The sequence below is a fragment of the Kitasatospora sp. NBC_01266 genome (genome assembly GCF_036242395.1).
In the GTDB taxonomy this organism is placed as follows: Bacteria; Actinomycetota; Actinomycetes; order Streptomycetales; family Streptomycetaceae; genus Kitasatospora.
This window is the reverse complement of the sequence record NZ_CP108458.1, coordinates 383,633-397,928: the sequence shown is the minus strand read 5'-3', so window position 1 is coordinate 397,928 and position 14,296 is coordinate 383,633. Positions and strand designations below refer to the sequence as shown.

The 14,296-nt window shown below is 72.5% G+C and carries 11 protein-coding genes; 6 read left to right on the top strand and 5 right to left on the bottom strand.

Annotated features, from left to right (window positions below; all coding sequences use genetic code 11):
* Positions 1 to 359: 359 nt before the first annotated feature.
* From nadE to OG403_RS01735, 3 genes are all read right to left on the bottom strand, one after another.
* Positions 360 to 1,190 carry an ammonia-dependent NAD(+) synthetase gene (gene nadE, locus OG403_RS01745; RefSeq protein WP_329560802.1) on the bottom strand — a complete coding sequence of 277 codons (831 nt, stop codon included), beginning with the start codon at positions 1,188 to 1,190 and terminating at the stop codon, positions 360 to 362.
* 136 nt (positions 1,191 to 1,326) lie between these two features.
* Positions 1,327 to 2,493 carry an alanine--tRNA ligase-related protein gene (locus OG403_RS01740; RefSeq protein WP_329560800.1) on the bottom strand — a complete coding sequence of 389 codons (1,167 nt, stop codon included), beginning with the start codon at positions 2,491 to 2,493 and terminating at the stop codon, positions 1,327 to 1,329.
* 323 nt (positions 2,494 to 2,816) lie between these two features.
* Entirely contained in the window at positions 2,817 to 3,548 is a 732-nt protein-coding gene (locus tag OG403_RS01735; protein WP_329560798.1) for an SDR family oxidoreductase, read from the bottom strand.
* 95 nt (positions 3,549 to 3,643) lie between these two features.
* Between OG403_RS01735 and OG403_RS01730 the strand changes: the two genes are divergently transcribed.
* From OG403_RS01730 to OG403_RS01715, 4 genes are all read left to right on the top strand, one after another.
* Positions 3,644 to 4,501 (top strand): LysR family transcriptional regulator, encoded by an 858-nt coding sequence (locus OG403_RS01730; RefSeq protein ID WP_329560796.1) that lies wholly within the window; start codon positions 3,644 to 3,646, stop codon positions 4,499 to 4,501.
* Between the two features lie 48 nt (positions 4,502 to 4,549).
* Positions 4,550 to 4,939 carry an STAS domain-containing protein gene (locus OG403_RS01725; RefSeq protein WP_329560793.1) on the top strand — a complete coding sequence of 130 codons (390 nt, stop codon included), beginning with the start codon at positions 4,550 to 4,552 and terminating at the stop codon, positions 4,937 to 4,939.
* Positions 4,936 to 5,358, top strand: coding sequence for an ATP-binding protein (locus tag OG403_RS01720; RefSeq protein ID WP_329560791.1), 423 nt, complete (start codon positions 4,936 to 4,938; stop codon positions 5,356 to 5,358). The genes OG403_RS01725 and OG403_RS01720 overlap by 4 nt, the downstream gene beginning before the upstream one ends.
* A gap of 142 nt (positions 5,359 to 5,500) precedes the next feature.
* The gene (locus OG403_RS01715; protein ID WP_329560790.1) at positions 5,501 to 6,403 is read left to right on the top strand and encodes an RNA polymerase sigma factor SigF; all 903 of its coding nucleotides are present in this window, start codon (positions 5,501 to 5,503) and stop codon (positions 6,401 to 6,403) included.
* Positions 6,404 to 6,434: 31 nt separating this feature from the next.
* On the opposite strand, the gene OG403_RS01710 is transcribed toward OG403_RS01715, so the two are convergent.
* Positions 6,435 to 10,475 carry a HAMP domain-containing protein gene (locus tag OG403_RS01710; RefSeq protein ID WP_329560788.1) on the bottom strand — a complete coding sequence of 1,347 codons (4,041 nt, stop codon included), beginning with the start codon at positions 10,473 to 10,475 and terminating at the stop codon, positions 6,435 to 6,437.
* 284 nt (positions 10,476 to 10,759) lie between these two features.
* Here OG403_RS01710 and OG403_RS01705 point away from each other — a divergent pair, with 284 nt between their 5' ends.
* Together OG403_RS01705 and OG403_RS01700 are read left to right on the top strand one after the other, a co-directional pair.
* Positions 10,760 to 11,011 carry a DUF6296 family protein gene (locus OG403_RS01705; protein ID WP_329560786.1) on the top strand — a complete coding sequence of 84 codons (252 nt, stop codon included), beginning with the start codon at positions 10,760 to 10,762 and terminating at the stop codon, positions 11,009 to 11,011.
* A gap of 105 nt (positions 11,012 to 11,116) precedes the next feature.
* On the top strand, positions 11,117 to 13,633 hold the full coding sequence (locus tag OG403_RS01700) for a SpoIIE family protein phosphatase (protein ID WP_329560784.1): 2,517 nt from the start codon (positions 11,117 to 11,119) through the stop codon (positions 13,631 to 13,633).
* A gap of 30 nt (positions 13,634 to 13,663) precedes the next feature.
* On the opposite strand, the gene OG403_RS01695 is transcribed toward OG403_RS01700, so the two are convergent.
* Positions 13,664 to 14,134, bottom strand: a complete 471-nt coding sequence (locus OG403_RS01695; RefSeq protein ID WP_329560783.1) for an ATP-binding protein — start codon at positions 14,132 to 14,134, stop codon at positions 13,664 to 13,666.
* Positions 14,135 to 14,296: the final 162 nt, after the last annotated feature.

Here is a 14,296-nt window from a genome sequence, read left to right as displayed (position 1 = left end):
GCTGCCCAACTTCTCGAGGGAGTAACCAAGATGGCGGAGAACCGCCCTGGTGGCGGAAGCTTAAGGGGGATTTAGGCAAGATCGTGGCGGAACGGCGAATTTCGTATTCATGAACCTGCCGAGCAGCGAGCCCTTTCACGGTGGGCACTGATCGGGTGACGGGCAGTCAGCCGGGGTGAGGGCAGCGCGAACGGGGCTCCCCGGATGGCTTGCCCGAGGCTGTCTCATGCCTCAAGCCACCGACCGGGGAGCCTAGTTGGTCACCTTTGCCGACGGCGGACACCGGCTCCCGGTGGCCGATCGATCACCGGAACGCCTTCGCGCGGTCGTGAACAGCGCGAGACGCCGGTGATCCGGCATCAGGGGGCGACGGGGAGCCGGCGCTTGTGCTCGGTGAGGCGGTAGCGGCCGACGATCGTCTCGGAGGCTCGCTCGTCCACCGGCTTGCCCTCCAGGAAGTCGTCGATGTCGTCGTAGGTGACCCCGAGCGCGTCCTCGTCGGCCTTGCCCGGGGCGAGGGTCTCCAGATCGGCGGTCGGGGTCTTCCACACCAGCTCGGCGGGCGCGCCCAGTGCGTCCGCGACGGCACGCACCCTGCGCTTGGTCAGGCCGGTCAGCGGGACCAGGTCGGCGGCGCCGTCGCCGAACTTGGTGAAGAATCCGGAGACCGCCTCGGCGGCGTGGTCGGTGCCGACGACCAGGCCGCCGTGCGCGCCGGCCACCGCGTACTGGGCGATCATGCGCTGCCGGGCCTTGATGTTGCCGTGCACGAAGTCCTGCTGGTGGGCGTCGCGGAAGCGCACGCCGGCGGCCAGCGAGGCCTCGAGTGCGGCATCGCTCGCGGGCTTGATGTCCACGGTCAGCACCTGATCGGCCCGGATGAAGGAGAGCGCGAGCTGGGCGTCGTGCTCGTCGGCCTGGATCCCGTAGGGCAGCCGCATCGCGTAGAACCGCGCCTCGTGCCCGGCGGTCCGGGCCCGCTCGACGGCGAGCTGGCAGAGCCGGCCGGTCGTGGTGGAGTCGACGCCGCCGCTGATGCCGAGCACCAGGGAGCGCAGACCGGTGGACGTCAGCCGCTCGGCGAGGAAGGCCACCCGGCGCTCGATCTCCCGCTCGGCCTCGAAGGTCTCGGCCACCTGGAGTTCCCGGGCGATCTCCTGCTGCAGGGCGATGGACGCCGACTCGCTCACGTCTGCTCCTTGTACTGGTTCACGATGTGTTGCCGCGCCCACCCTACCCAGGGACGTGCGGCCGGCGGGATCGAGGCCGGACACCCGCCGGCCAGGTGCTCCTCCTCGGGCGGGCACGGCGCCGGGACCCGAGCCGTCACCCCTGCCGCAGGGCCAGGACCAGTTCGCGCGGCAGGCCATGGGTGTCGTGCAGGTAGTGGAAGTCCTCCTCGCTCAGTGGCCCGCGGAACCGGGGTCGGGCCAGTACCTGGCGACCGCGCTCCAGGAGCCGCCCGAAACGGCTCTCCTCCTCGAGCAGCACCCGGCGCACGACGTCCGGATCCCCGTCCTGGCGGAAGCGGTCCAGGGTGTGTTGGAACAGCTCGTCCGGCAGGTCGCCGAGGCCGCGCCGCGGATCGTCGCGCCGCAGCACGGTGAGCACCCGTCGCACCAGGCGGCGCAGCACGTAGCCGCGGCCGGTGTTTGCCGGGCGCACCCCGTCGCCGATCACCACCATGGCCGAGCGCAGGTGGTCACAGACCAGCCGCAACGACGGCTCGTCCAGCTGCCACAGGGTCGGCACGATCCGGCGCCAGGGGTCGAAGACGTCGCACTCGAACACCGACTTCCGGCCCTGCAGCAGCGAGGCCAGCCGTTCCAGGCCGAGCCCGGTGTCCACGTTGCGCTGGGGGAGCGGTACGAGCGAACCGTCGGCGAGTCGCCGATGACGCATCATCACGTGGTTCCACACCTCGACCCAGCGGTCGTCGCCGGTCGGCGTCGACTCCGGCGGGGTGTCGCCGGTCCACAGGAAGATCTCCGAGTCGGGGCCGCACGGGCCGGTCGGCCCGTTGGACCACCAGTTGTCCTCGACGGTGAGCTCCACCGGCACCCCGTGCTTCTCCCACAGCTCCAGGGAAGCGGTGTCCTGGCCGCACTGCCCGTCGCCACCGAAGACCGTCACGTGGAGCAGGCCCGGATCGATGCCGAACCCCTCGGTGAACAGCCCGTATCCCCAGTCGAGGCTCAGCGGGCCCTCGTAGTCGCCGAGCGACCAGCTGCCGAGCATCTCGAACACGGTCAGGTGCGTGCGGTCGCCGACCTCCTCGAGGTCCGTGGTGCGCAGACAGCGCTGCACGTTGACCAGGCGCCGGCCAAGGGGATGCGGGCGCCCCTCCAGGTACGGGGTGAGCGGGTGCATGCCTGAGGTGGTGAACAGCACCGGATCGCCGGGCGGCGGCAGCAGAGTCGAGCCGGTGATCCGGCGGTGGCCCCGCTCCTCGAAGTACTCGACGAACGTGCGGACGATCTGATCGGTGTCCATGGGAGTGGCTCCTTCGCGTGCACAGCGGGGAGGCACCGGAGAACGGCCACACACGTCGGAACCGGGGCGGGGACGCCATGGAACCACCGGCGGGCCGTTTCCGGTCGCCGGTGGGGAGGAAGTACGTCAGGCGGCGGCAACCGGCGAGCTGGTCGCTCGCGCGGTCGCGGTGATGCTTCGGCCCATGACGTTCATAGCGCCGAGGGTAGCGCGGCCAGTGCCGCCGGGGCATCCGCTTTTCTGCCGTCAGGGCGTCAGGGCGTCAGGGCGTCAGGGCGTCAGGACGTCAGGACGTCAGGACGTCAGGACCGCCGTGCTGCGCCTCACCAGGGCACCTCTCCCGCGTCCTCGAAGAACGTGCCGGTCGGACCGTCGTCGGGCAGGGTCGCGAGCTTGATCGCGATCGCCGCTCCCTGCTCGGGGGTGCGCACGCCGCGGAAGCCGTTGAGGTCGGTCGCGACGTAGCCGGGGCAGGCGGCGTTGATCAGGATGTTCGTGCCGCTCAGCTCCCGGACGTACTGGAGGGTGACGGCGTTCAGGAACGTCTTCGACGGCGCGTACGCCACGGCCACCGGACCCGCCGTCTGCTCGGCGGTGGTTCCTGACTGCCGGGTGAGCGAGCCGACGCTGCTGGACATGTTCACGATCCGTGGTGAGGCGGAGCGGCGCAGCAGCGGCAGCATCGCGTTGGTGACGCGGATGACGCCGATCACGTTGGTCTCCACGACCGTCCGGATGGTGGCGGGATCCACCGAGGTGGGCGCCTGCGGCATGCCGCCGGCGATGCCGGCGTTGTTGACCAGCACGTCGAGGCGCCCGGCCCGCTCGTCGATCAGCCGTGCCGCGCCGGCCACGCTGGCGTCGTCGGTCACGTCCAGCGGTACGCCGAACGCGTCGACGCCGGCCGCGCGCAACCGCTCCACGGCGGCCTCACGGCGCTGCTCGTCCCGGGCGCCGACGCCGACGGTCCAGCCGAGGGCGCCCAGGCCCGCGGCGATCTCGTAGCCGATTCCCTTGTTCGCGCCGGTGACCAGCGCAATCGTTCGTTCGCTCATGGGGACCATGCTGCCTCCGGCTCCGGCACGGGGTCCAAGACCGATCGGGTGGGAAACGATACCGTCCGGGTATTGATCCGGAGTAGCGTGGCCGCATGGAGACCCGGGAACTGCGGTATTTCGTCGCCGTCGCTGAAGAACTGCACTTCGGTCGCGCCGCGCAGCGGCTCGGGATCGCACAGCCGCCGCTGTCGCGGGCGATCCAGCAGCTCGAACGCCGGCTCGGGGCAGCGCTGCTGGATCGGACCAGCCGCACGGTCACGCTGACCGAGGCCGGCTCGGTGCTGCTGGCCGAGGGCCGGGCCGCCCTCGACGCGGTCGACGCCGCCGAGCGCCGGACCCGCCGCGCCGCCCTGGCGGCGGTGAGCCGTCCCGGCCTGGTCCTGGTCACCAAAGCGAACGCGTCCAGCGAACTGCTGGCGAAACTGCTCGACGCGTACGCCGCCGAACCCGGCGCGGTTCCCGTCGACGTCATCCTCTGCGGCCCGGCCGAGCAGGAACGACTCCTGCGCGAAGGCCGGGCCGACGTGGCGCTGCTGCACCGGCCGTTCGACTCGACGGCCGGGTTCCACACCGAGGAACTCAGCACGGAGGGCCAGGTGGTGGTCCTGCCGGCCGGGCATCCGCTCACCGTCCGGACCCACGTGCACCTGGCCGACATCGCCGCGCTGCCGGGCCTGCCGCTGCCACGCTGGCCCGACCGCGACGGCAGCTACCCGCCCGGCCCCGGCCCTCAAGTCCGCGACCACGCGCAGTTGTTGCAGCTCGTCGCACTCGGCCGGGCGTGCGCGGTCTCACCGGAGTCGTGCCGAGCCCAACTGCACGGTGATCTCGCCGCGGTGCCCGTGCTGGACGCGCCGGCGGTCACCACCGTGATCGCCTGGCCGCCGCACAGCCGGTCCAGGGCCGTCGCGGACCTCGTCCGGACCGCGACACTCCTCCAACGGGCATGATGGGCCGAGCGGTTCCTGGACAGGATGACAGAGCGAGGAGTGGCCCGGATGGTGCGAGGCATCGCGGAGTCGGCGGGGGAGTGGCAGGCCGGCGGGGAGCGTTTCACGGTGACACCGGGGTCCGGGCCGGAGGCCTCGGTGCTGCTGCTGGGCGGTGAACTGGACCACGATGCGGCCGGGACGCTGCGCGAGGCGCTGGCGGCCGCGGTGGCGGCGGGTCGGCCGCGGATCCTGGTGGACTGCGCGGACCTGCTGTTCTGCGACTCGAGCGGTCTCAACGTGATCCTCCGGGCGCGGCTGGCGGCGCGGGAGGCGGGTGCCCGGATCGAGCTGAGTGCGCTGCGCCCGACCGTCGCCAGGGTCTTCGAGATCACCGGGGCGGACACGGTGTTCACGATCCACCCGACGCTCGACGAAGCGCTGGCGCAGAGCTCATGAGCGGTCGGGGGCAGGTCCGGCGCCTCACTCTGGCCGACACCCGGGGAGTGGTGGGCCGGTGCCGGGACTTCACGCGGCAGACGCTGACCGAGTGGCGCTGGCTGCCGGCCGAGGAGGAGGTGCGCCGGACGGTGGCCGAGGATGTGCTGCTGCTGGTCTCCGAGTTGGTCGCCAACGCCTGCCTGCACGCGGGCGGACCACGGGAGCTGACGCTGGACCTGGACGAGGACCGACTGCGGGTCGAGGTCACCGACGGGAGCCGGACACCCCCGCTCCCACGCCCGCTCGGTGATGCCGCGTCGCCTGGCGGGCACGGACTGCGGGTGGTCGAGCGCCTCTCCCGGGCTTGGGGATCGGAGCCCCGGGACGGCGGGAAGACGGTGTGGTTGGAGGTGTCGGTGCTGCGTCCCACGCCGTGAAAGCGTGGGGATGATGTGGTGAAAACATGACTATATGGTGCTGGTTGGGGGTGGCCGGGCTTGTGCCTCCGAACCGGGGGCATGCGGATGGGCATCGTAGAACCCTGAGTTCAGGCGCGATCAGCGAACGAGAGGGAGAGTCATGTCGATCACGAACTTCGCAGCATCGTCCGCGGCGCCGGTTGCCGGTCCGCAAACGGAGCCGGTCGGTGTTCGTGGGGCCGCGCCCGCCTCGGCGGCGGAGCTGCCGATGATCACGGACCCGAGCACGGTGAGCCCGGCGGACGCGCGGGTGCTGTCCAGGACGCTCTTCGCGCGCCTCGGCGAACTGGAGGAGGGCACCCGCGAGTACTCCTACGTCCGGGGCACGTTGATCGAGATGAACATGGCGCTGGTCAAGTTCGCCGCCGGCCGCTACCGCAACCGCAGCGAGCCGATGGAGGACATCATCCAGGTCGGCACGGTCGGCCTGATCAAGGCCATCGACCGCTTCGACCCGAGCTATGACGTGGAGTTCTCCACCTTCGCGCTGCCGACGATCATCGGCGAGATCAAGCGCTTCTTCCGGGACACCGGCTGGATGGTGCACGTGCCGCGGCGCCTGCAGGAGCTGCGCCTGGCGCTCGCCAAGGCCGAGGACGAGCTGGAGCAGCGGCTCGACCGAGTGCCCACCACCACCGAGGTCGCCGAGCATCTGGGGATCAGCGAACCCGAGGTGACCGAGGGCCAGACCGCGAGCAACGCGCAGAGCTCCCGCTCGCTGGACGCGCCCGCCGGGAGCGAGGAGGACGGGGGCGGCGCGGCGCTGGCCGACCGGCTGGTCGTCGAGGACCCGGCGTTCGAGGCCGTGGTGCATCACGAGACCCTGAAGCCGTTGATCGCCGCCCTGCCCGAACGCGACCGCACCATCCTCTCGCTGCGCTTCGGTGCCGACCTCACGCAGGCCGAGATCGGCCGCGAACTGGGCGTCTCCCAGATGCACGTGTCCCGCCTGCTGAGCCGGATCCTCACCGGTCTGCGGGCCGCGATGCTCGTCGACGAGTGAACGGGCGGACCGGAGCGCGACTGCCAGGCGGTCAAGCCGGCAGCTGGCGCCTGATCCGGGCGATCAGATCGCGTGCGTCCACCGGCTTGGTGACGTAGTCGCTGGCGCCGGAGGCCAGGCTCTTCTCGCGGTCGCCGACCATGGCCTTGGCGGTGACGGCGATGATCGGCAGCCCGGCGTGCTCCGGCATCGCGCGGATCGTGGCGGTCGCGGTGTAGCCGTCCATCTCGGGCATCATGACGTCCATCAGGATCACGTCGATCCCGGCGTGCTCCGTGAGGGCCTCGATCGCGGCGCGGCCGTTCTCCGCCTGCAGCACCCGCAGGCCGTGCACTTCGAGGATGCCGGTGATGGCGAACAGGTTGCGGTCGTCGTCGTCCACCACCAGCACGGTGCGTCCGGCCAATGAGTCGGTGACGTGCCGGCCCGCCGGCGTGGCGCTGTCCGCCGCCTGCGGTGCCCGCACCAGCGGCGGCACGTCACCGGGCCGGGCGGCGCTCAGCCGCAGCGCGATGCGTTCGCGCAGCTCGTCGAGGCTGGCGATGAGCTCCAGCGGCTGGAGGGCGGCGCGTTGCCGCAGGTCCCGCTCCTGGTCGGCGCCCAGCCGGCGGTTGTTGTGGGCCAGCACCGGGACCCCGCGCAGGGCCGGATCGCGCCGCAGCTGGGACAGGAGGGCGAGTGCCGCGCCCCCGGGCAGGTCGAGTTCGAGGACGATGCAGTGGCACGGCGTCACGGCCAGTGCCGCGGCTGCCTCCTGGGCTCCGACCGTGGTGATGATCTCCACCGGGCCGCGCGGACTGCCCGGACCCGCCGGCTCGGTGCGGTCGGTGAGGTCAGTGAGGTCGCTGAGGTCGGCCACCGCACTCTGCGCGACCAGCGACAGCAGGCCTCCCGCGCGCCCCTCGACGACCAGCAGGCGCTTGGGCCGTGCGAGGTCCGCCGGGCTCTTCGGCTGCTCCGGCTGCTCCGGCCGGGGCTGCGCCGCGGTCCGCGCGTGCGGCACGCCCAGTTCGGCGAAGTCGGGCCGGGCGCTCGGCAGGTAGAGCGTGAACGTGCTGCCGTGACCGGGCGTGCTCTCGGCGGTGATGGCCCCGCCGAGCAGGAAGGCGATCTCGCGGCTGATGGACAGGCCCAGGCCGGTGCCGCCGTACTTGCGGCTGGTCGTCCCGTCGGCCTGCTGGAAGGCGCCGAAGACACTCTCCAACTGCTGCGGAGCGATGCCGACCCCGGTGTCCACGACGTGGAAGGCCACGACCGGGCCGTTGCGGCGGGCGACCTCCGGGACCCGGGACGGCTCGACCGCCTCGATCCGCAGCTCCACGCTGCCCCGCTCGGTGAACTTGACCGCGTTGGAGAGCAGGTTGCGCAGCACCTGGCGCAGCCGGTAGTCGTCGGTGAGCAGTTCGGTGGGGACCGCGGGGCCGGTCGCGATGCTGAAGGTCAGACTCTTCTGGCCGGTGAGCGGCCGGAAGGTGGTCTCGACGTAGTCCAGCAGCTTGCGCAGCGGCACCTGTTCGGGGCTGACCTCCATCTTGCCCGCCTCGACCTTGGACAGGTCGAGGATGTCGTTGATCAGCTGAAGCAGGTCGGAACCGGCGGAGTGGATGATGCCGGCGTACTCGACCTGCTTGGCGGTCAGGTTCCGGGTCGGGTTCTGCGCCAGCAACTGGGCCAGGATCAGCAGGCTGTTGAGCGGGGTGCGCAGTTCGTGGCTCATGTTGGCCAGGAACTCCGACTTGTAGGTGGAGGCCAGCGAGAGCTGGTGGGCGCGGTCCTCCAGCTCCTGGCGGGCCTGCTCGATCTCCAGGTTCTTGGTCTCGATGTCGCGGTTCTGGGCCGCGAGCAGCGCCGCCTTCTCCTCCAACTCGGCGTTGGACTCCTGCAACTCCTCCTGGCGGGCCTGCAGTTCCGCGGAGCGCGCCTGCAGCTCGGCGGTCAGGCGCTGGGACTCGCCGAGCAGTTCCTCGGTGCGCGCGTTCGCGACGATGGTGTTGACGTTGGCGCCGATGACCTCCATCAGCCGCTCCAGGAAGGCGCGGTGCACCGGGGTGAAGGAGTGCACGGTGGCCAGCTCGATGACTCCCAGCACCTGGTCCTCCACCACGATCGGCAGCACCACCAGGCAGACCGGTTCGGTGCGCCCCAGCCCGGAGGAGACGGCCACGTAGCCGCTCGGCAGGCCGTCGACGGCGATGGTGCGCCGGCTGCGCGCGGCCTGGCCGACGAAGGACTCGCCGAGCCGGAAGCGGGCGGGCCGCATGCCGTCCGGGTAGGCGTAGGACCCGATCAGGTTCAGCTGGACCCCGTCACCGGAATCCCCGGCGAGGTAGAAGGCGCCGTACTGCGCCTTCACCAGGGGCGTGAGTTCGTCCATGATCAGTTCGGCCACGACCGGGAGGTCCCGGCGGCCCTGCATCAGCCCCGAGATCCGGGCGAGACTGGTCTTGAGCCAGTCCTGCTCCTCGTTGGCGCGGGTGGTCTCGCGCAGCGACTCCACCATGAAGTTGACGTTGTCCTTGAGGTCGGCGACCTCGCCGGAGGCGTCCACGGTGATCGAGCGGGTCAGGTCGCCCTCGGCGACCGCGCCGGTGACCTCGGCGATCGCCCGGACCTGGCGGGTCAGGTTGCCGGCCAGCTCGTTGACGTTCTCGGTGAGCCGCTTCCAGGTGCCGGAGACGCCCTCGACCTCGGCCTGCCCGCCCAGCCGGCCCTCGCTGCCGACCTCCCGGGCCACCCGGGTCACCTCGGCGGCGAACGAACTCAGCTGGTCGACCATGGTGTTGATGGTGGTCTTCAGCTCCAGGATCTCGCCGCGCGCGTCCACGTCGATCTTGCGAGTGAGGTCGCCGCGGGCCACCGCCGTGGTCACCTGGGCGATGTTGCGCACCTGGCTGGTCAGGTTGTGCGCCATGAAGTTGACGTTGTCGGTCAGGTCCTTCCAGGTCCCGGCCACGTTCGGGACCCGGGCCTGACCGCCGAGGGTCCCTTCGGTGCCGACCTCGCGGGCCACTCTGGTGACCTCGTCGGCGAACGCGGAGAGCGTGTCGACCATGGTGTTGATCACGCCGGCCAGCGCCGCGACCTCGCCCTTCGCCTCCACCGTGATCTTCTGCGAGAGGTCGCCGCGGGCCACCGCCGTGGCGACCTGGGCGATCGAGCGGACCTGGCCGGTCAGGTTGGAGGCCATCACGTTGACGTTGTCCGTCAGGTCCTTCCAGGTGCCGGAGACGCCCCGCACGGTGGCCTGGCCGCCCAGGTTGCCCTCGGTGCCGACCTCGCGGGCCACCCGGGTGACCTCGTCGGCGAAGGCGCCCAGCTGGTCGACCATGGTGTTGATGGTCTCCTTCAGCTCCCGGATCTCGCCGCGCGCGTCCACCCGGATCTTCTGCGAGAGGTCGCCGCGGGCCACCGCCGTGGTCACCTGGGCGATCGAGCGGACCTGGGCGGTCAGGTTGTCCGCCATCACGTTGACCGACTCGGTCAGGTCCCGCCAGGTGCCGCCGACGCCGGGCACCTGGGCCTGACCGCCGAGCCGGCCCTCGCTGCCGACCTCGCGGGCCACCCGGGTGACCTCGTCGGCGAACGAACTCAGCTGGTCCACCATGGTGTTGACGGTGTTCTTCAGTTCGAGGATCTCGCCGTGCGCGGCCACGTCGATCTTCTGCGAGAGGTCGCCCTTGGCCACCGCCGTGGCGACCTGTGCGATGTCACGCACCTGGGTGGTCAGGTTGCCGGCCATCGCGTTGACCGAGTCGGTCAGGTCCTTCCAGGTGCCCGAGACGCCGGGCACCTGGGCCTGGCCGCCCAGTCGGCCCTCGGTGCCGACCTCGCGGGCCACCCGGGTCACTTCCGAGGTGAACAGGGAGAGTTGATCGACCATCCCGTTGAACACGGTGGCGATCTCGCCCAGCAACCCGTCGGCGTCCCCGGGCAGCCGGGTCCCGAAGTCGCCGTCCCGCACGGCCGTCAGGCCCGCCAGCAGCCGGCGCAGCTCCGGTTCGCCGATCTGGGCGGCGCCCGGCCGGGCCTGGTGTTCCTGCCGTGAAGGATCGGGCCTCGTCGAGCCAGCCATCGAACGTCGCCTCCGTAGAACGCCAGGCCGACGGGTTGCCGCCGCCGGACCTGTGCGGGCTCCGCTCGGCCCGCACAGGCACATGCACGTGCCGTGCTGGGAGGCTATCCCACTCGATCCGGGCCGGGTGACTGGCCGTCAGGGAAAGGCCGGTGGGGCGTCCGGGCGCCTGCTGCCGGTCGCGGGCGGTGTCGGGGGCGGTGTCGGGGGAGGGGGAGCGCCCTCGGGGCCGTGAGCGGAGCCCGCGCATACGATGGATGGGGGAGCCGAAGGGAGATCTGGCCATGGCGCCACCGAAACGCTATGAACTGACGTTTGGCGACGGTCCGGACGGGCAGACCCCGCCGGACGACACGGTCGGTGACAGGGTCGTGGTCGCGGCCACCGGCGCGACCGGCCCCGGTGGGCACCCGGTGTACGCCGACGCCTCGGGCATCGTGCGGGCCGAGATCAGCGATCGCGGCGAGGTCCGCATGCTGGCCAGCGGCGGACAGCAGTCACCTCGGTCCCCCGTCCGCGTCGAGCCGCTGCACTGAGGCCGGCTACCGCCGTCGAGCCGCCGCGCCGGGGTCGGCTGCCGCCGACAGGCGTCAGCAGCCGCTGACGTGCCGAGCACGACACCGTTCCCCGAGGAGTCCAGCATGCGCGAGCCCCGTCCGGCCCGGGACGCCGAAGGGCGACCGGGCCCGGGAGCAGTGCGCCTTTCGCCGGACCTGGACCTGGACCTGGACCCGGACCCGCACCCGGCCGCGCCCGTGGCGCCGCGCCCGGTCATCGCGCAGCGCGCACCCTGCGAGCGTCCGCCTGCGGCGTCGGATCCCGGTGGTGCGGTGAGCCGGCTGGCCGCCACGGTCGAGCGGTTGCGCCACCAGCTGGAGCGGGCCCGGGCCGCCGCCGACGGGCAGGCGCTGGTCGAACTCGCCAAGGGCATCCTGGTCGAGCGCCTGGCGTGCGGCCCGGCGCAGGCCGCCCGGCAGTTGGAGAGCCTGGCGGACCAGGCCGGCCTGCCGGTGCTGGAGCTGGCGGCCGAGCTGGTCAACCAGGCGGCCCGCGACCGGATCACCGACATCGCCCGCGAGTTCACGGCCACCGGAGCCGAGACGTCGTTGGCCGTGCGGCTGCGCAGCGCCGAGACGGGCATGCTGGCCGCCGCCGATGTCCAGGCCGTGGCCCGGTCCGCGCTGGAGAACGCGCTGCGCCCGCTCGGGGCCGTGGCGGTCGCGATCTGGGCCGCCGACGCCGACCAGTCGCTGACCCTGGCGGGCAGCGCGGGCTTCAGCGAGCGGGAGGTGTCCGGCTGGCGCCGGGTGCCGCCCGGTGTGCCCACGCCGGCCCGCAAGGCCCTCGACGATCGGGCGGCCACCCGCTGCGACAGCCCGACCGGCGCGGCGCTGCCCTCGATCGGGCTGCGGGAGGTGAGCGGCGGCCGCCTGGCCGTCCCCGCCCGAACCGGCGGCCGGATCATCGGAGTCCTGGAGGTCTGCTGGCCCGCCGCGCTGCCCGAGCAGTCGCAGTCGCTGCAACGGCAGTTCGAGGCGCTGGCCGAGCTGTGCGCCACCGCGCTCGAATCGCGGCCCGCCGCCCGCAGCGACCGGGCGGCCGACCCCGGGCTGGCCGAACTGCGGGAGCTGGCCGACGGGTTGAACGACCCCTGCCTGATTCTGGAGCCCGTCTTCGAACCGACCGACCGGGTCAGCGGCTTCCTGATCCGGCACGTCAATCCGAGCTTCGCCGAGTTCGCGGGGCACGGGCGTGGGCGCGAGCGTGGGCATGGGCGCGTTGCCGTCGCCGGGGCCCGGCTGCTGGAGGCCTGTCCGCTGGCGGCCGAGCCGGGCGGACTCCTGGAGAAGGCCGAGCACGTGCTGGCGACCGGCGAGTCGGTCCGCGCCGCCCGGATGACGTCGGCCGCGCTGTTCGGCGGCGTCTCCCCGTGCGCCGGGGCCCGGGTCAGCCTCAGCCGCCACGGCGGGCGCGTGGTGGTCGTCTGGCGGCCGGACGAGGGCACGCCGAGCGTTGCGAGCCTGCTGCAGCACGCCCAACGGCTGGGGCGGATCGGCGGGTTCGAGGAGAACCTGCGCACCCGTGAGATCGCCTGGAACGACACCCTGTTCGACCTCTACGGCCTGCCGCCCGCCGCCGAGCCGATCCCGATCGATCAGCTGCCCGACCACGCGCACCCGGACGACGCGCACACCATCGGCCGCTTCCTGCGCGCCCTGCTGCACCACCAGCGGCCCGCCTCCACCGCTTTCCGGCTGCGACGCGCCGACGGCAGCGCCCGCCACATCCGGGTGGTCGCCGAACCGGTGCTCGGCGAGGACGCGCGGATCAGCGCGGTCCGCGGCGCCTACCAGGACGTCTCGGCCCAGCACTGGACCGAGGTCGCGCTCGCCGCCACCCGCGACCAGCTCGCCCACACCGAGCAGCAGGCGGCCGAACGCAGCCGTCTCGCCCTCCAGCTCCAGCACGCCATCATGCCGCCCAGCCGCGGGCCGCTGGATCTGCACGGCCTGCGGGTGGCCGTCCGCTACCGCCCCGCCGAGAAGGACCACCTGGTCGGCGGCGACTGGTACGACTGCGTGGCGCTGCCCACCGGCCACGTGCTGCTGTGCGTCGGCGACGTGGCGGGACACGGCATCGAGGCCGCCACCGGCATGGTCGCGCTGCGCAACGCCCTGCGCGGCCTGGCCGCCACCGGCGCCGGGCCCGCCCAACTCCTGTGCTGGCTCAACACCGTGACGCACCATCTGACCGACGGCGTCACCGCCACCGCCGTCTGCGCCCTGTACGAGCCGCGCACCCGCCTGCTGCGCTGGGCCAGGGCCGGCCACCTGCCGCCCCTGCTGCTGCGCGACGGACGGGCGAGCGAACTCCCCAAGCTCAGCGGCGTCCTGCTCGGCGCGCTCGACCGGACCGAGTACGCGCAGGGCGAGCTCCGGCTGAAGTCCCGCGACACGCTGCTGCTGTACACCGACGGCCTGATCGAGCGCCGCGACCGTTCCTTGCAGGACTCGCTGGACAGCCTGCTCGCCACCGCCCAGGACCCGGGTCTCGCCGACGACCCGGCCGGACTCGAACACCGGCTCGACCACCTGCTGCGCTACAGCAGTTCCGACACCGACGACGACACCTGCCTGATCGGGGTGCGCGTGAGCTGACCGGCCTCCGGCGCGCCCGGCGGCGCTGGGTCAGGCGCGCGGCAGGTCGAACTCGGCCCAGACCGTCTTGCCGGGCCGGTCGGTGTGCGGGGTGCTGCCCCAGCGGTCGGCCAGCAGCGCGACGGTGCGCAGACCGTAGCCGCCGGCGGCGGCGCCCGGCTGCGGGCGGCGGAGCGCGGGCGGCGCCGGCTCGTGGTCGGCGACCTCGATCCGCAGCAGCCCGACGGTGCCCCGCACGCCGAACAGCTCGCCGCCGCCGGCGTGGCGACAGGCGTTGGTGACCAGTTCGGAGACGATCAGCAGCACGTCGTCAGCGTGGGCCTGCCGCTCCGGCTCCTCGGTGGGCAGCCAGCCCCAGTCGTGCAGCGCCAGGCGGGTGAAGGCGCGGCAGTGGCGGACGGTGCCGGGAGCGCCGCCGAGGGCGAGCCGGCGGAGCTGCCCGTGCGCCGGCAGTCCGGGCAGCAGAGGCCGGTGGGTGGCCCGCAAGTCGCTCACACTCATCAGTCCTTGTCACTCCGGTGGTCGCGCTGGTCCTCGTCTGCCCCGCGAGTGCGCGGTGGATGCCTGTGGTCCGGTGCGCACCGGCCGGCCGAGGCGGGCAGCGTGTGGTCCGAGGGTGTTCCCGGGCCCTGGTGGCGAGGCAGGCCCACGGCGGCGCGTTTA